The sequence below is a fragment of the Dyadobacter sp. CY312 genome (genome assembly GCF_021390535.1).
Taxonomy (GTDB): domain Bacteria; phylum Bacteroidota; class Bacteroidia; order Cytophagales; family Spirosomataceae; genus Dyadobacter.
On record NZ_JAJUXG010000017.1, the window covers coordinates 166,765 to 185,820 of the forward strand.

The window sequence follows — 19,056 nt, forward strand, 5'->3', positions numbered from 1 at the left end:
TCGCAGGTTGCAGGAGGTAACTCTTAACGTTCCCCAAAAACAATTAAAGCCCGCGTCAAATTCTCACCCGGATTTTCAAACGCAATTTTCAACCCCGTTTTCTCAGACAATTCATCTATCAGCCTGAGTCCCAATCCTGATAAACCCTGGCCGTTATTTTTTTGTGAAATAATGTTCCTGTACGCTTCCTGGGTGAAGGGAGGTCCGGAATTTTCTATCCAAAGCGTTTGCCTGTCAGGTTCTGACGTAAATCCGAGTGTTATTAGTCCGCCTTCTTCGGATGCTTTCACGGCATTTTGCAGGAGATTACGTACGATTGTTTGCAGGTAGGAGGGATCCGTTTGAATGATGCTTTTTTCCGGAATAAAGTTGTTGGTGCGGATATTCCTGGCGTCCATATTGAGCTTCAAAAGGGCAATGCATTGGTTGGTCAGCTGGAACAGTTCTGTGGGCTGAATATCCGTTGTGAACTGGTTCATCTGCGTTTTGGACCAAAGCAGCAGGTCTTCCATGGTTTCGAGCAGTGTACCCGTTGCGGTCTGTATCTTTTCACTCAGCTCAGAGCGCTGTGTCTCATTCAGTAATTTCGGGTTCAGCTGCTGTAATTTTAGAAATTGATACACCTGGCTAATCGGCGACCGCAGATCGTGGCTGATGATACTGAACAGCTTTGCCTTGGTCTGGTTGGCTTCGTTCAGGGCAAACACTACCTTTTCGAGTTCCTTGTTTTTGGTGTCAAGGCTGTCCGCGGCTTTTCTTTTGTTTCTGTAAATCACAACGAGTAACAGCACCACCAACCCGAGCAAACCGGCCGCTCCTGCAAGCCAAAGCTTTTGTTTTTTGTTAAAATCCAGCTCAGTTTGCTGGTCGTTAATTTGAACCTGTTTGGATTTGTTCTGGAAAACGGCCTCCATTTCGGCAATGTTCAGCGCTATTTTTTCCTGGTTCAATGAGTCTGCGACGGCTATATATTGTTTGTAAGTAGCAGCAGCCTGTTTCGTTTCACCCAATGTTATTTCTATTTCCGTCAGCGATTTGAGCAGCTCTGCATATTGCTCCTTATTAAACTGAGCGGATGCTTTCGCGGAGTTACGGTAATAGCTCACAGCTTTTTCCGGTTGGCCTATTTCCTTGTAATAGTCGCCATAAGCCAGGTTGACAGAGGTAGTCATGATGGGTTTGTTGTCAATCAATGCCTGTTTATTGGCTTTGTCGATATAGGATTTTGCCTGCGGATAATTTTTGTGTTTGATTTCCATCTCAGACATTTTAAGGTTGGACGATACGAGCTCGGACCATTTTCCGGGGATCTTTTTGGCAGTTTCAAACAACTTATTGTAATATTTAAGTGCCTCGGCACGGTTATCCAGAAGGACATAACTACGGACATACTTGCCATAAACGGCAATGTGAACAACTGAGGATTGGCCCAGGTAAGGTTCAGTCATTTTCAGGTATTCAAGTGCCTTTTCAGGTTGTTTCAGGTACAGGTATATCTCTGAAACCATCATCAGCTTCAAGCCATAATCCAGTTTAGTCTTGTGAGTAGTAGAGGTATCAACACTGGCTTTTTGAAGCTCAGCACTTTTAAGAAAGTGCCCCAACGCAATACTGAAATACATTTTTTGCTGTTGATTGTACATGCCTAAATTGTAATAAATGTCGCTCAGATTTGGTAGCGATGGGTTGGCGTCAGCAATTTGTTTCAGTTTTCGGGCGGCTTCATCTGCTTTATCGGTTTGTCCCAGATAAAAATATACAGAGACCAAATGGCCTAATGGTTTGGTGCTTTTTTCCAGCAGTTTGGCTTTCTCAGCCTCCCGATAAGCCTTCTCAAATTCGTCTTTTGTTTTTTCGAAGTTCTGCTGATAGTAATAGCCACTTCCTGCCGCCATGTGAAATGCAAACCTGTATTCGTGCTCGTCTTCTTTTGATAAGGCCAAACCCTCGTTTGCCTTTTTGACTAATTCTTCAAAACTCCCGGGATTACCGGAGAAGGCGGCCTGAATGCTTTCACATTCCTTTTTTATTTTTTCGAGCTGTTGCTGGTGGGTGTTGCTTTGTGCCGAGCAGATTTTGAAAAATAGTAGAAAAGTGATAAGTAAAATATTAAATTTCATGTAGGGAGAGTTTATGATGAGAGAGTAAATTTTAAATCTGCAATCGGGAAACAACCTGCCGATACGTTTTGCCAACTGGTATTCGTGCATTGCTGCATACCACTTCCGATTGGCTGAGTTCGGTAATGTGATGAAGAGCAACAGCATAACTGCGGTGTACCCTCATAAAGCGGTCTGCCGGAAGCCGTTCCATAAAAAATGACATCGTGGAAAGCGTCACATAGTTTCTTTTCTCGGTCACTATTTTGGTATAATCCTGCATGGCTTCCAGGTAAATAATGTCATTTTGAGAAATTCTGACCTGCGTATAGCCTTCCTTAATCGTGAGCAGATCATTTTCAAAAAGCACTTCATAGGCAATGGATTTCTGCCTCATTTCCCAGTACTGCTTTATGCGTTGAGCTGTTTGCGCAAAACGATCGGCAGTGAGTGGTTTTAATACATAATCCAAAACAGACAGGTCAATGCCGTCTAGTGCGAACTCGGGATAGGAGGTAATAAATACGGCCATGGGCACATCTGCTCTTATTTTCCGAAGCAGTTCAATACCATTCACAGAGCTCATTTCAATATCAAGAAACATGAGGTCGGGTTTAATGTATTGCTGAGCTTCGTAGGCTTCTAGCGGGTTGGAATAGGTACCGCAGTTTTCCAGAAAATCGAAATCTCTGGCTAATTCGGAAACGGCTAACAGGTCAAGCAGGTTATCATCAACCGCCATAAATCGTACTTTATTCGAAATGTCACTCATGTAACCGATTCTTTATTAAAAGTTGTTTCAAGATAAAAAAAATATTCATCGATTACTCTATTCCACGATACGGGATTTGAATATTAAGTAGAAAAAATAGAAACTCTGACCGTTAAATAAGTATGTTTTCCGTTCGCCGATTAAGATACTTCCTTTGTCGATTATAGCACTTTAATATTGCCTTTCTTATCTAATTTCAACATCATCATCACCAAGTGGTTTGTTTTCTTTTGCAACACCGCCCGGGTATTCAGATAAGGATATGAGAAGAACGATCTACCAATGTCTTTTAATGGTTTTTGGGCTGGCATCTGTCCATGCGCAAGAACAGAAACCGAACCAACGGCTGTTCTCCGTTTCGGGCGGGCTCAATGCCTACGCAGGGTTTTATACGTCAAATGGTATTGCAGCACGTAATCAGTCTTCCCCGTTTGGCTTGAGTGGTGCAGTTACCGTGAACCTTCCGGGTGGGTTGAGCCTGCCGTTTTCTGCGGTTTTAGGAAATCAGGGCAGCAGTTTTCGCCAGCCATTTAATCAGTTTGGGGTGAGCCCTACTTATAAATGGGCAACTGTTCATGCAGGTTACAGAAACGTTTCTTTTTCTCCGTTCACACTTTCAGGACACACGTTTCTGGGTGGAGGTGTAGAACTTAATCCGGGTAAACTTCGTGTGGGAGCGGTTTATGGTCGGTTCAATAAAGCGGCGTCGTCCACCATCGCTGACCCCAATCTCATTCCTTCGTTTAAGCGCACAGGTTATGCGGTGAAACTGGGCTATGGGAAAGCCAATAATTACATAGACCTGGTGATGTTGCGTGCGCAGGATGACACCACTTCCATGGCAGGAATTCCTGTTACGCCGGAGCAAAACATTACTCCCGCCGAGAATTTGGTGGTGGGAATTACCTCACGGCTCATGCTGCTCAAACATTTCCTTGTGGAAGTAGATGCCGCGGCAAGTTCTTACACCCGCGACATGCAGGCGACTGAGGTGAGTGCCGAAGGTAAAAATCCACTGACAAAAATATTTGGCAAACTCATTACACCAAGGCTGTCAACCCAGCTTACGCAGGCGACACAAGCCGCGCTGGGTTATCAGGCAAAATGGGGTTCGGTGAAATTGCAATACAAACGCATCGACCCGAATTTTCAAACCATGGGCGCATATTATTTCCAGAGCGACATTGAGAGTTATGCCGTTGCAACGTCTCTGAACCTTTTAAAAGGTAAGGCAAGAATTTCCGGAAGTTATGGTCGTCAGTTTGACAATCTGGCCAATAATAAAAATGCAGGAACGGGACGTTCCATTGGCTCGCTGATGATGTCTATCAATCCTGATCCGACTTTTGGATTTGATATTTCTCTTTCCAACTATGGTTTAAGTCAAAAAGCTGGAATTCGTCCGTTGATCGACACGTTGCGGATTGCTCAGAACAACCTTTCGGCGACAGTCAATACACGCTACTCCATTCTTGATACGGATTTGTCACACGTATTCACTTTGACAGCAACACATCAGCAGCTTTCGGATCTGAATGAAAGAACGGCTGCACAGACAGAAAACAACAACCAAAATTTAAACCTGGGTTATTTTTTACAGCATAACCGAAGCGGTTTAGGAGCCAATTTGATGCTGTCGTATACACAGTCAGGTTTGCCGACTGCCATACCGACCGAAGGAAATGATAAAGTCAAATTTTATGGACCGACCCTGGGAATGAATTATTCTTTTTTTAAGAAGAAAATGACCACATCGGCTAATGCTTCCTATCTCGGAAACAAGCAGCTGGGTGTAACAGGAAAAGTGATGACGGTATCAGCAAACGCTGGATATCAGATTGCCAAAAAGCAGACATTAAATCTATCGCTCGGTTACCTGAACTCGAACACGGGAATACAGGCAGAAAAATTCAACGAACTAAGAGGAAATATCGGATATGGAATTTCATTCTAAAATATACAAAATCAGCTGCGTGGCAGGTCGGTCATTCTTTGGCGCACTGCTTTTGCTGTGGCTAATGAGTTTTGGTGCTTTCGGGCAGGAAAATCTCATCAGAATCACCACCAATGTGTTGCCTCCATATAGTCCTTATATTCAGGATTATCCGGGAACTGGAAACCGTGTGCAGGTTTTTGTTTCCAATTTATCGGGCAAGGATTTGTCAGTGCGGTTAATTGGAAAACTGGAAGGTGACAATGGGGTTGTTATCCGGACTTCGCCAAACTACCGGCCATTGCAGCCGCTCCAATTGCGGGCTACGGATGTGAACCGGTTGGTTACCCGTTCGGAATTGGAAGGGCTGTTCGATCTGAATCAGATTGAAGTGCAGGGAATGAACAAAAATGAGTTGTATAAAGGTCTGCCGCTACCGGAAGGAAATTACCAGCTATGTGTTCAGGCATTTGACAACGCCACCATTCGTCCGCTTTCTGCGGAATTTCCGATGGGTTGCAGCGGTCTTATTCCGGTACGTATCGTGGAGCCGCCAATCCTGATCTCTCCGTTTGAAAATGAAGAAGTATTAACTAAAATCCCGCAAACACAAATGTTTACCTGGTCGGCGCCGGTAGGTATTATGCCCAACCAGGTAGAATACACCTTACGCATTGTGGAATTGCCAGCTGCGGATGTCAATCCCAATGTATTTATTGATGCCGTTGTATTGCCAAGAAGCGGTCTGGAAGTAAAAAATCTGCGAACCAGCAGTTTTCTGTACGGTCCGTCGCACCCGGCATTACAGGTTGGTAAAAAATACGCTTGGCGCGTACAAGCGCATTCGACCGCTGTAAAGCTCAATTTGATGAACGATGGAAAAAGTCCGGTTGGGGTGTTTACGTATGGACAGCAGGCGCCTGTTGGAGTCGAATTTGACTACATCTCTATTGTACAACCCACAGAAAAAAAGGGTGCTATGGTGGAAGTGGGTTCCAATAATCCGCTTATCATTTCCTGGAAACTGGATCAGGAATTTGAAAAGATACTACGGAAAGCATACGAAGCACCTGCGGGAAAGTCGCTGCTGGAACAGTTTGGGGAGCTTAGTTACAATGTACGGATTAGTAGCAAAGAAAAAGGTGAAGAGCCCATTGTGGTGATGGAACGCCAGGTGCGGACAGATCAGCTTTGGCTTAATAAATCAGAATTGCCTGACAATATGCAGATAGGTAAGAACTATCAGGTGCAGGTTGAGTTGAAAGGGGTAACCGAAGTGAAAAGAAAACGTACAGAACTGGTTGATGAGCCATTCATTTCCAATCCACAATCCTTTTTATTGGTTGCAAAAGACAAAGGCGATGAAAAAGACAGCCTGACTATCAGAGGAATTCTTGCGTACAGGTTTCCTGGCGAAACAGGTGCTGCACACGTATTGCCCAATACCAAAGTTGTGCTGATGAAGGTTTTTCCTAATAAGTTCCGTGCAACAGTGGCATATGGGCAGTCGGATGCTTCTGGAAATTACAAGATCAAAGTTTCCAAGATGTCCCTTCACGGAATGGATTCATCGGGGATTGTAACCCGCTGTATTGTTGACCCGATCAATCCGTTTATTCAGCCTATTGCAGAGCCAGGTTATTATCAGAACAGCCATGAGAATACATTCCAGATTTCAAGTGCAGAACAGGGCGATTATGATGTTAAGGATATTACGTGGTTGGCATCTGGCTATAATCTGGATGTTACAGCCAGAAAATCCTTCAAAAACTGGCCTGGTGTTCCGGATGTGAATCTGGAAGGGAAACACCTTGTAATTTATCGGAAAAACGGTGTTTCAAAAGAAAACGATAAGTACAGGCTTCCGTTCGAGGGGATGGGAGCCAAGGCTGAAAAATCGGCTCCGAAACCATTCATTGCTTCTGTAAATCAGGGTGTGCAAAATATGGCAGTTTCGGGCATTGCTGCGAACAGCGGACAGCAAAAGAGCGAAAAAACCGCGGTGGACGGCTATGCTGTGTCAAAGAACATTGGGGCAGATTTAAAACCAACAAATCTAAGCAAAGCGGATATCGGAAGTACAGTGGCTAATACCGCAGTGATTGACAACAATAAAACGGGAAAGACAACTTTTTTGGGCTCAACCCTTAGTTCTGGGTTGGAAATCAACACAGGTAAAGGACTTTCCACAGACATGCTTAATGGGGCGGGATTGGGAAATACGAAACCACCAAAGTTGGCATTGGAGGCCGAAATGAGAATGGAAGTGGAATCCAAGGGACACCAATTTATAAGCATGGCTACTCTGGAAGGCAAAGGCGATGGTTACGGCGCTATGTTTGAGAATTTGGTTTATGCCATTGGCTCATCGGATGTTTATCAGATATACTGCCCTGATTGTGGATTGAAGCCTGAGGATGCAGATCCTGTCGTCTTTGTTCAACCCAAAGAAAAGCTGACATCCACGCCGGCACGGGTTGAGAAATATACCTACAATCTTCAAACGACAGAAGCGCCTACAATGACCTTCACCGGCAAGCTGACCTACAAATTTGCTGATGACGGAATAGATGGAGCACAGGTTAAGGCCCTTGGAAAAACGCAGGTTCATTTGCAGGTGGTGTATAAAAATCTGGATCAGAAAGCAAGTAGTTTCACTACTGATAACTACACACAATACGATGAGCTCGCTTCATTTCATGACGGGTACAGCACAACGCTTGATACCAAAGTTACTGATGCGGACGGAAGTTTTTCGTTTACTGTAAAAATGACTAAGGCCATGCTGATGGGGGCACTTCCTACCACCAAACCGAAAGGAAGCGGGGAGTTTTCGGTACCAGCTACAAATCTTTTCCGAGGAATAAGGGTAATTGTAGATAATCCATATTATACCAGTCCCATCGAAACATTTGGAATGTCGCCGGATCAGCAAATGAAAGCGCAGGGAAGTTACGATTTCGGGCCTGTGACAGCCGAGGTGAAAAGTTATACTTTGGTAACCCAGATCAAATCGGATACTACTGGTATTTCTTTGGTAAATGTTCAAAAGGCTGGAATTAGGTCTGATTTGTCGAATATAAATGTATCGGTACTGAGGGCTACAAGTGCTAAAATAGGTGTAGGTCCTAATCGAAGACCACCATCTGACGAGGGCTCAGGAGTAAAGGAAATTATAAAAATCAAGGATCAAAGCTATACAGTAATTTCAACGGTGGAAACGAAGGAGGATGGTATAGCACGTTTCCCTAGGATGGTGATGGCTAATGGACAAGCTGACGCTTATTTTATCGCTACGAAGTCATCTGTGGATGGGTTAAACAATTATAATCTGGTAGCAGTAAAAAGGATTACTGTAAGTGAGGGCTGGGGCGCTGTATTTTCACCTGAGGCGACGCAGGAGGAAAAGGATCGCTCAAACGGAGCGAAAAAGACGGTTAAAAATGGAGCCAAAATCAACTGCCGGAATGTGTATACCCTACTTTATGGAGATCCTAAGAATACTGTGAAATCGGTTCTGAAAACTTATGAAGAGGCGGAATACATGGAGAAGCAAAAAGAAACCTATGGCAATCCCTGGTATAGCTGGAAGCCTGAATTGGCCGGTTGCCAGCCAGCTGATAACTATTGGTTGGGAGAGAAGTTAAGGGATGTGAAAGTGAACGATATGCTGCTTTTGAATACGCCAAATAACGCACGTGCTGCTGCTCAGTTTACGGATCAATATGAAACTTTTAATTCGGATATCGTGCAACGGTATCTGGCGCCAGGTAACCCAACAGTGAATGCCCGGGTAGTGGATCAGTCCAATCCGACACAGGGCATAAAGGGAGCCAGGGTAGAGCTTTCATATGTAAAAGATGGCGCACCGTTGGGCATTCCGACGGTCTTAACACGGTACACTGGTGAAGATGGCTGGATAGCCGCTCCATTTAAACTTTCGCCGGGCAATAAGGCGAAAATGCGAATTCAGGCAGAGGGTTATGTATACTATGATACGCTTGCCCAAAAGGCGTCCGGAAAAAGTGAGGTGTACATTGGCGATGTATTATTAGGACAAAATAGCTACTACGACCGTATCCTGATGATGCCAAACACGGTGATTACCGGCAGAGCTGTTAACGTGGATGAACTTGCCGGAGGTTCTTCCTTTGGTAATATTAATACAACTTTTCCTGAGTCTGTATCTGTGACTGGCGGAGTAAGCAATACCGCTTCTCCAACAACAGTTTCGACTGTTAAAATCAAAGAAAACACCTCATCTAAAACCACAACCGGGAAAGTTGCTGGCAAAACGGCAACAACCAAAATAGCGACAAGCAAAGCAACCACTGCAACTTTGGGAAGCCAGAAACAGACGGGTCAAGTTGCAGCGGTTGATAAAAATGTAGGTAGTGAGCAATTGAAAAATATCGCTGGTCAAAGTCAGACTATCAAAAATATGCTTGATTCTGATCCTTCACTGGAAGCCTATGTGCAGGTAGATGACGGAAATATGGTTAAAACCAACGCAGACGACGGAACCTGGAAATTTACCTTGGATGCGCCTTCGACAGGTAAAAATCTTAAAGTATTCCCTGTTAACATCCGCTATTTTGAAGAAGCAAGAAAAATTAATACGCAACTGCCGAAGCCGGTGCTGGGAAAAGACGGCAGGTATTCGATTGTTGCAGGAGATATCCCAATCTTCGAACGGGATCACCGCATTACGTTCAAGATATTGGATGAGATTTCGGGAAAAGAAATCAGCGGAGCTTATGTAAGACTCTTTGCCAAAAAAGGCACCGACTTTGAATTTGGACCAAGCAAAGTTGATGGACTGGTTGAAACAAGGTTTAAAAATGTTTCCGTCGACAACCTGTATGTGGAAGTTGTTTCTCCCGGCTATGTTACCAGAACTGTATCAATCAAAAACGAAGAAAGCAAGAAACCTGTGCTGGAAACCATTCGCCTCGAACCGGCCAGAACGGTAAAAGGAATTGTGGTGATGAAATCGCTGGCGGGTATTGAAACACCATTGGAAGGTGCTGAGGTATTTGTTGCAGCAGGTGAAAATGCGGGAGTTAAATACAGCACGGTTTCCGGCAAAGACGGGTTGTTTGCGTTGGATGTGTCAAGAACACTGGATGGCAATTCAGTGGTGATAGAAACGATTTTTGATAAAACGACTTCTGCCAATCAATCGGTGAATGCCAATGCGACCTATGTTGGCTCCAATGCCGGGCAGCCTATTCCACAAGGCAAGGGACAGATCTTGAAAATGACGGTTACCACCTTTGATAAATTCAGGATCGCATCCATTTGGGGTTTTCCTGTAACCATTGAAAAGTTGGACCCAAAAACTATGAAGGTGACCGGCGAGGTAGATTTAACTGATGGCGGACTAGGTCCTTTCGCAATGATGAATAAGAAGGTGAAAGTGCGTTTCGAAGACGTTGTTTTTAAAGCGGATCCGCAGAATGCCTCAGAGGGGATACCAGCAAATGAAACCGTGGAACTGAATACCGGTATTCTGGACAATTTGCTTTACCACACATCCCCTAATGTTGATATTAACAAGGTCAAATACAATGTGAAAGTAAGCTCGCCTGATGGCCAGTACGGGAAGTTGAAAATTGTAAGAACTGCCGGTACAGCGATGGGTAAAATTATGGCGCAAGCCCAGGTGATTGATAACTCGTTCAATTTTTCTGAAAGTCTTTTGTCATACGAAAAAGGTCAGTTCTTTCTCTATGATCCGGAAGTTAAAGCGCTGCTTTCCAGTAATCCTGTTGTAACCGCCTTCGATGCTGCCAAGACCAATATCAAGTGGACAAACTTTGGTATATCGCAATCCAACGGTACGCCCATGAAGCTGAAATTGCTCGGCTTTAACGCAGTAAGTAAGCTGGAAGGTTCGCGGTTGACAGGCGATGAAATTCACCTCAATCCTGTAATGTCCTGTACAATAAAAGATGCTAACCCATCAGAATTGAAAGTGAGTATTGGTGATTTGGTATTGAAAAATAATACCGTGGATGCGAAAACCGGGGATACACCACTTACCTTTCCACTAGCAGGGAAATGGAGTGTGGAGATCCGTAACTGGAAGCTGGACTATAAAAAAGGAGGTTTCTATTCAAAATCAGGTGTGATTAAAACGGGCAAAGCTGATATTCCGGTGAAGGAATTCAATCTCCGCAGCGACTTTTACAATTTGCAGGTAGAGCCGACGTCCACACTGGAACTGGCAGGCGTTGCTAAATTAAAAGTGGGAGGCAAAGCGTATTTTGGATATGACAAACAAACGGGTTCCGATATGAAAGGGCACTGGGCTGTGGTTGTTGTGCCGGACGGTGATGCTCCCGCAGCTGTGCTTCCGGCCAAATCGGTACCCGGCCTTACGCAGGATCTGGAATTTGCCACCTTATCGCTTCTTGATAATGGAGAAGATGTGGTTTCGTTTGGTACAGGAAGCAAGTCTTTCAGGTATTTCAATATCATAGATGTGCGCCCTACCACCATCGAAACCGGCTCAGACTATTTTGCTTTTGATGCCGGCATGTCTAATGCCATTCCGAATGCGCCACAGGACGTATCCATGCGTTTTATTTATTCTAAACCTGATGGTGGTTCAGTTAAACTAAAAACCATTATTCCCGGAGGTTATAAACTGCAAACCAAAGGATACCTCAATTTTGAAGCAGGGCAGCACGTTGCCGCCGACAAAAGCCAGAGCACAGCTATTTTCTTTGGAGATGGTGTGATGGCGATTCGCGGGAGTGTGGAAGAGCCTGGTAAATTGCTTCTGGATAATGTTCTTCTTGTTCATAATAATACGGAAACGCATATCAGCCACGGACGTAACCTGGATTTGACTAATCCTGCAAATTTGTCTAATTGGAAAACCAGCCTTTCTGGCATTTCTGATCCTGCAAAAGATGCCGTTAACTATGACGAAAGCGGCGACTTCAAAAGACTGAATGTATCGCTGGGTGGAAATTCCAGTCTGGGCAACGTGTACTGCCATCAAACAGTGACCAACAAGAAGTGGGATTTGTTGAAGTTCTCTGGTCGTCCTCAGGGTTTTTCCGAAATGCTGGGCGATGAGGAGAAAAACCGACTGTCTTTCACAGCTTACGGAGAAATAAAAGCGGAGGGGCAAAAAATTGAACTGGACGGAATTGATACTGGTATGGGCGGGTTGAGCCTGGTTTACGATCATGGAAAAAAACGATTAACAGGGTCTATTCAACTTTCCAATATTCCTATTCCACCAACCATGACCTTCATGAAAGGAATGGCGCAGGTGAGGCTGGACGGAAATGGCTTTTACCTGGTGGCAACCGGTGAGTTGCAAAATGTACCGCTTATTGTACCTGTTACTATGCGGGCCGGACTCATGCTCGGCGTATACACGAGTAACGACCTGGGTGATGCGAAGCAGGTGTTGTTTACCAATAGTCATCGCAAGGAGCTGCCCTGTACGTTTACTTCTGGTTTCAAAGGCGTGTATGCAGTAGGTGAGGTTCCGGTACCTATCATTGGTAGTTTTAAGCATGAACTCTCAGTGCCCGGTGTCGGAGGTTATAAGGTAGGTGTGGATGCCTATGTGGATGGTTATGTGTTCGGTAATTACGACAAAGGCACGTTTGGTGTTGGCGGTGGCATGGGTGTGGGTGTGCATGCGTATGCATACGGAAGCATTTTATCGCTGAGTGCGGGGGGAGAGGTACATGTAAACGGAGGAGTTGAAACAGCCCTGACCGTAAATCCAGGGGTAAAAAAAGTTTCGGTTTCTGTTGCTGCCAAGCTCAGTTCTGGATTTTCAGTTAGCCTGTCGGAAGGGATTACCGGTGTAACAACCGGCGCAAATGCTGGCTTTTGTCTTGGTTTTGATGGTACTGCATCTTATACATTTGGTCAAAGTCCCGATGTTTCCATAACACCTACATGTAGTTTTGAAGAGTGTACGGGCGGATGTAAGGTTGACGGACAGTAAGTGTTTTAAGCCAAATAATAACCGAAATATAGACTTAGAAAAGATACAGATTTTAATTCTTGAATTTTATACCGATGAGACCATTACTGTTTCAAATATTTGCTCTAATCCTCTTTTTATCAGTTTCTGTAAGGGCACAAAAGCCACAGGCTGCCGGAGGACCATACGGTGTTTTTATTCAACTGGACAAGCTGCTGCACGGACCACAATATGTAGTGGAGCGACTGGAAGTGGGTCGGGTTAGCAACAGACCGGACTGGCAGCCTGTGTGCACCACGGATAAAGGGCCAATGAGTGCGAGTGATCTTATCTCCCGCCTTACTTTGCTGAAAAGAAAAAATCCGCTTTACGAGATCCCGAATGACTCACTCGCAACACTGGTATATGCGCAGTACCGCAATGCGGCGCACACCGATTCCTTAGGTACTTACGGTACACACCCACAATATCTGGAAGCTTTTGGTTTGGGATTTCTGGACACAGAAGTATTGCAGGGACGCCGGTACGATTACAGAGTCCGCGCTCTTGGAGCGAAAGAAGGAGTATATCACAATCCAGGTACGGTTTCTGTTCCCGGGTCGGCCCTGGGTACAACCGCAACCCTGCTTCACCACAGTGCTGATGGGAGTGTGATCAATATCAAATATTTACTCAAAAAACCCAATCCTTACATTGCTGGTGCACGTGTACTCAGGTCTACATTTGGACAAACAGAATTTGCCGAATGTGGTGCTGAGTGGGGTTTCCGTAAAGGTGTAAAAGATTCACTTTTTCTGGTAGTGATGGATGTTAACGTTCGCAGAAAAATGCTGTACTCTTATGTGGTTGTGCTGAAAGATTTTCTCGGAAATGAAAGTGCCTCTTCCGATACATTGAGTATTGCAAATCTCCGACCTCAGGAAAACATTCCGGTAATTGAAAGTATACAAACCGTTTCCCAGGAAGAAGAAGGCGCAATTGCGGTATCCTGGAAATTATCGGATGTTAAAGATCTTAGAGCCGTTGAAATATGGAGAAGTGGGGACTACGATTTTGGATACAGAAAAATAGGACTTGCAGTAGCCACTGACACCGTTTATTACGACAATTCGGTTGAGCCAGTTCAGGGATATTATTATCAGATCAGGCTGAACGGGACCTACTATACCTCCATCGAATCTGTAAAAGTTGCGGGTATGCTAAAAGCCAACAGACCTGCGGTGGTAGCTCCTTCCCATTTTCAACTTACTGAAACCAAAGATTCCCTGTATTTCAGATGGCAGCCGGCGGATTTTGATACGCATGGCTATTACATCTATTTTGCTCAGGGACAAACTGATTCACTCAAAAGGTACTCGGATATTATCCCAGCCAAATCCGAATTGAAATACCAGATCCCGGTAAAGAGACTGGCAACGGGCGTAGGATATCGCTGGGCGGTTGTGGCTGTTAATACAAGCTACAACATGGGACCAATGAGTGAGGAATTGTATTCGGAAGTCCGTTACCCTGACCGGCTCGCTACACCACTCAATCCGGAGATGATTTACAAGGATGGTCATGCGCTGCTGGTTTGGGAAAACATGAAACCTATTGATCCATACATTACCGGTTACATCATTGAAAGAAAGGCAGAAGGAGCAAAGGTTTTCTCTGAAATTTATAAGCAAACATTCGAAGATCATGCACGCAACAACTACGAAGATTCAACTGTAAAAAGAGGGGTACGTTACAGTTACCGGTTACGGTCTTTTGATTTGAAAGAAAAACTGAGCGGTTACAGCACGGAGTTTGAATATTACGCTGCATTAAATGCAGTATTACCAGTAAGAGGATTAAATGTTGCGAGTACAGGCAAAGGAGTAATGGTAAGCTGGGATGCGCCGCTTCAAAAACCTGATAAGTTTTTGGTATATCGCTACACAGAGAAAACGGAAAAACCGCGCCTTATTCGGTCGTTGCTGGGAAGTCAGAATAACTTTATTGACATCGAAGCGGCACGGGGTGTGGGCTATTATTATAGTGTAGTGGTAGTTGAAACTGACAAACGTGAGAGTACGCCTACCGATCCGGTAAAAGTGGATTGGAAATAAAATTGTAGACCATCTATTCGTAGAAAAATGAAAAAGCGACTCCTTCTTAATATTTTACTGCCACTGGTAATTGGTCTGGCGCACGTTCTTATGAACACCCACGTTGCTAGCGCCCAAACACTCTCTGCCACTGTTATTTCCTATCGGCAAGTTAATCTGTCGTGGCAGAAGTTTGTCCACGAAGGAAATTCGGTTCAGGTGGAATATAAATGGGTGGGAATACACAGCAATTTCAATGCGCTCGCTACAGTTACAGAGACAGCCTCCGGAACACAGTCTTATCAGGACAAGGCAGCCGGAAGCGGAATCCAGATTGCATATCGGTTGCGGTACACCTATTATGAACCGGGAATGATCGCTGTAATTACCCGCTATTCTCCTGAGGCAGTAGTTACAACACCTGCTGCACCACCTCACGATCCATTGAACCTTGTTTTTGTCGACAGCACCGCTACACAAATGTCGCTAAGGTGGAATGCGAATCAGGGAAAGGATGGAGGAGCAGCATATGTAATCGAGCGCTCCACGGATGGACGTAATTTTTCGCAGGTTCATGAAACGGCTTTTCTGGAGACGTCTCTTCCATCTTACACAGATACTGGGCTAAATCCTGGGACAAAATACTGTTACCGTGTTAAGGCAAGAGGGCGTGGAGGTGATTCTGGCTACTCCAATACGGTTTGTGGTAGCACCAAACAGGGAGCTCCTAATTCACCCTCCGCCCTCATAGCCAAAGCTAACCTGGTTTTTCAAATACAACTGAATTGGATTGACCGCTCTAATAATGAAACCGGTTTTGAAATTGAACGAAGTGCGGACAACAATACTTTTACAAAAATAGCAACTACGGGAGCGAACGTAACGCAGTATATTGATGGTCCGCTCACACCAGGAACGCGCTACTATTACCGCATCAGGGCAATAAACAGTGTAGGTGCTTCCGGTTATACCGAGGTCGCAAACGATGTTACAGCGCAAAGTCCACCTGCTACACCAGCAGGTTTGAGTGCAAGCACGGCGAGTTCCAGTCAGATCAATCTTACATGGAGAGACGTTTCCGACAATGAATCTGGTTTTGAACTGGAACGATCTACCGATGGAACCAACTTCTCAAAAGTGGCTGATATTGGAGCAAATACTACAAGTCATGAAAATGGAGGGCTTAATCCGCTTACCAAATACTGGTATCGGATTCGGGCAAAAAATTCGGGCGGATATTCCGGCTATTCCAATGTAACGGAAGCAACCACACATGATAATACACCAAATACACCTCAAAACCTGAATGCCACGCCAATTTCCAATACGCAGATCAACCTAAGCTGGGGTGACAATTCCGGAAATGAAACGGGCTTTGAACTGGAGCGCTCCACGGATGGAAGCAACTTTGCAAAGCTGACTGATTTGCCAGCCAATGCCACCACCTATCAAAATACAGGTCTATCAACGTTGACCAAATACTGGTACCGTATCCGCGCCAAAAATGCCGTAGGAAACTCTGGTTATTCGAATGTTGCCGAAGCCACCACTTTTGATGTACCACCAGTTGCACCTACTTCCTTAACGGCTACCACCATTTCGGCAAGCCAGATTGATTTGGCTTGGAAAGACAATTCCGGAAATGAATCCGGCTTCGATATTGAACGATCAACCGACGGAACCAACTTCGCGAAAGTGGGGGAGACAGGAGCTAATGCGACGAGTTTTAGTAGCAACGATCTAGCACCTGCTACAAAATACTGGTATCGGGTTCGTTCAAAAAACTCTCAGGGTGGATCAACCTACACCAATGTGGCTGATGCTACCACGCGCGATGTAGCACCAAATACACCTCAAAACCTTTCCGCAACACCCGTTTCAAACACCCAGATTCGTGTGAGCTGGAATGACAATTCTGGAAATGAGTCTGGTTTTGAATTGGAACGTTCCGGCGATGGTACTGCTTTTGCAAAAATCGCTGATTTGCCTGCAAACACCACTTCTTATGAAAATACAGGATTAACTACGTTGACCAAATACTGGTATCGTATTCGTGCCAAAAATGCGATTGGTAACTCAGGCTATTCCAATGTTGCCGAAACCACCACATTTGATGTGCCGCCGGTTGCACCTACTTCATTAACTGCTACCACCATTTCGGCCAGCCAGATTGATTTGGCTTGGAAAGATAATTCCGGGAATGAATCCGGCTTCGATATTGAACGCTCAACCGACGGCACCAACTTTGCAAAAGTGGGGGAGACAGGAGCTAATGCGACGAGTTTTAGCAGCAACGATCTAGCACCTGCTACGAAATACTGGTATCGGGTTCGTTCTAAAAACTCTCAGGGTGGATCAACCTACACCAATGTGGCTGATGCTACCACGCGCGATGTAGCACCAAATACACCTCAGAATCTTTCCGCAGCACCCGTTTCAAACACCCAGATTCGTGTGAGCTGGAACGACAATTCCGGAAATGAGTCGGGTTTTGAACTGGAACGTTCGGGCGATGGCATCACCTTTATGAAGATTACTGATCTTCCCGCAAACACAACTTCTTATGAAAATACAGGATTAACTACGCTTACCAAATACTGGTACCGAATTCGTGCCAAAAACGCGATTGGTAACTCTGGTTATTCCAATGTTGCTGAAACCACCACTTACGATGTGCCCCCCACGGCTCCGGAAGGGCTCACAGCAACGACTGTTTCCAGTAGTCAGATTAACCTGGCTTGGAAGGATATGTCTGCGAATGAAACAGGCTTCCAGCTGGAACGGTCAACCGACGGAACCAACTTTACCAAAATTGCTGATCTGGCATCAAATACAATCTCTTATCAAAACACCGGGCTATCTCCGGCAACCAAATACTGGTATCGGGTGCGGGCTGTTAATACGGCGAATCCGTCGGTGTTTTCTAACGTAGCCAATGCAACTACCATTGATGTCCTTCCTTTGGCTCCGGAAAATCTTGCAGCAACGGTGATTAATTATGGTCAGATTGATCTGGCGTGGGCAGATAAGTCACGCAATGAAGCAGGATTTCAGCTTGAACGGTCTGCTGACGGAACCAACTTTGCGAAAATCGCTGATGTGGCTGCTAATGCAGTTTCTTACCAAGACAAAACAGCCGCTTCCCTTACCAAGTATTATTACAGAGTCAGGGCGATTAATCCGATTGGCCCATCTGCTTACAGCAATATTGCCAGCGCCACCACACCGCAGGCACCTATTCCGGATAAACCACAAAACCTGACGGCAACACCTGTTGACTTTGATCTGATTCAACTGAAATGGTCGGTGTTATCCAGAAACGCGACCAGTGTTGTTATTGAACGTTCCGATAAAGCCGATCAGGGTTTTGTGCAGATTGGAAACCAGGCTGCCGCAATCATCGAGTTTGGCGATCGTGAAATATTGCCGATCAACGATTATTACTACCGGATTAAAGCGGTAAATGTGGCGGGAAGTTCGGTATACAGCGATGTAGTGAAAGTAGATGCATCGGCAATTATCACAGGCGTCGAACCATCAGCTTCTAGTGGCGATTTGATTTATGTATACAACAGGGTTCTGTATGTAAAACGTTATTCACCTGTAAAAGCAACACTGCGCATGTTCAGTTCCAATGGAACCCGGTTGATGCAATATCAGGTCAGTCAGGATTTTAAAACAGAATTGCAAAATCTGTCATCAGGAGTCTATATCGTTGTTGTAGAGTCGGATAGGGAAATTGTAACACAAAAAGTTCTAGTCAATTAACATACACCTGATCATGAAAAATATCATTCTTATTCTCCTTGTCCTGACATATGCATTATCAGGTTGTCAGCCAAAAGCACCGGAACCGGCTCCGATCGGACGGATTTGGAAAGCGATTTCAGTAAAACAAAATGGCGGACTTGTTTATACAGAAGGAGGAACGTCCAATGTAAAACCAAGTTACGCCCAATTCAGGTTAGACCTCACTTCCAAAGATCAGGTAACCTTCGTAGATATTGACGGAAGGAAAATCGTTGGAACCTGGTCATTGTCTCCAGATAACAATCGCCTGATTCTGGAAAATCTCACGCCACCGCCAAGTGAGTCAACCGGCAATATTGAGTTTTATATCACCACACCTGCAACGGAAAGCAGACTGGAATTGAAAAGAACCACGGAAAGCAGAAAAACCGGAAATTCTGTGAATGAATATGTGTTGGTTCCGGAATAAA

General features: G+C 44.9%; 7 protein-coding genes. 5 read left to right on the top strand and 2 right to left on the bottom strand.

The features are described from left to right. Positions 1 to 23: 23 nt before the first annotated feature. Complete coding sequence (locus LZG71_RS23015) at positions 24 to 2,120, bottom strand: ATP-binding protein (protein ID WP_233824372.1); 2,097 nt, start codon at positions 2,118 to 2,120, stop codon at positions 24 to 26. 31 nt (positions 2,121 to 2,151) lie between these two features. Further along, a complete protein-coding gene (locus LZG71_RS23020) occupies positions 2,152 to 2,871 on the bottom strand; it encodes a LytTR family DNA-binding domain-containing protein (RefSeq protein WP_233824374.1) in 720 nt (239 codons plus the stop codon). Positions 2,872 to 3,133: 262 nt separating this feature from the next. On the opposite strand from LZG71_RS23020, the gene LZG71_RS23025 reads away from it, so the two are divergent. From LZG71_RS23025 to LZG71_RS23045, 5 genes are all read left to right on the top strand, one after another. Continuing rightward, entirely contained in the window at positions 3,134 to 4,825 is a 1,692-nt protein-coding gene (locus LZG71_RS23025) for a hypothetical protein (protein ID WP_233824376.1), read from the top strand. Continuing rightward, positions 4,809 to 12,785: a hypothetical protein gene (locus LZG71_RS23030; RefSeq protein WP_233824378.1), complete on the top strand. Its 7,977-nt coding sequence runs from the start codon at positions 4,809 to 4,811 to the stop codon at positions 12,783 to 12,785. Before LZG71_RS23025 ends, LZG71_RS23030 begins: the two co-directional genes overlap by 17 nt. 74 nt (positions 12,786 to 12,859) lie before the next feature. Continuing rightward, complete coding sequence (locus LZG71_RS23035; protein ID WP_233824380.1) at positions 12,860 to 14,857, top strand: hypothetical protein; 1,998 nt, start codon at positions 12,860 to 12,862, stop codon at positions 14,855 to 14,857. 27 nt (positions 14,858 to 14,884) lie between these two features. Next, positions 14,885 to 18,604 (top strand): fibronectin type III domain-containing protein, encoded by a 3,720-nt coding sequence (locus tag LZG71_RS23040; protein ID WP_233824382.1) that lies wholly within the window; start codon positions 14,885 to 14,887, stop codon positions 18,602 to 18,604. Between the two features lie 13 nt (positions 18,605 to 18,617). Beyond that, on the top strand, positions 18,618 to 19,055 hold the full coding sequence (locus LZG71_RS23045; protein WP_233824384.1) for a hypothetical protein: 438 nt from the start codon (positions 18,618 to 18,620) through the stop codon (positions 19,053 to 19,055). Position 19,056 lies beyond the last annotated feature (1 nt).

Bases quoted from the DNA above. Each gene is read 5' to 3' on its own strand.
- LZG71_RS23030 (WP_233824378.1), top strand. From the start codon at position 4,809: ATGGAATTTCATTCTAAAATATACAAAATCAGCTGCGTGGCAGGTCGG.
- LZG71_RS23015 (WP_233824372.1), bottom strand. From the start codon at position 2,120: ATGAAATTTAATATTTTACTTATCACTTTTCTACTATTTTTCAAAATC.
- LZG71_RS23025 (WP_233824376.1), top strand. From the start codon at position 3,134: ATGAGAAGAACGATCTACCAATGTCTTTTAATGGTTTTTGGGCTGGCA.
- LZG71_RS23035 (WP_233824380.1), top strand. From the start codon at position 12,860: ATGAGACCATTACTGTTTCAAATATTTGCTCTAATCCTCTTTTTATCA.
- LZG71_RS23045 (WP_233824384.1), top strand. From the start codon at position 18,618: ATGAAAAATATCATTCTTATTCTCCTTGTCCTGACATATGCATTATCA.
- LZG71_RS23040 (WP_233824382.1), top strand. From the start codon at position 14,885: ATGAAAAAGCGACTCCTTCTTAATATTTTACTGCCACTGGTAATTGGT.
- LZG71_RS23020 (WP_233824374.1), bottom strand. From the start codon at position 2,871: ATGAGTGACATTTCGAATAAAGTACGATTTATGGCGGTTGATGATAAC.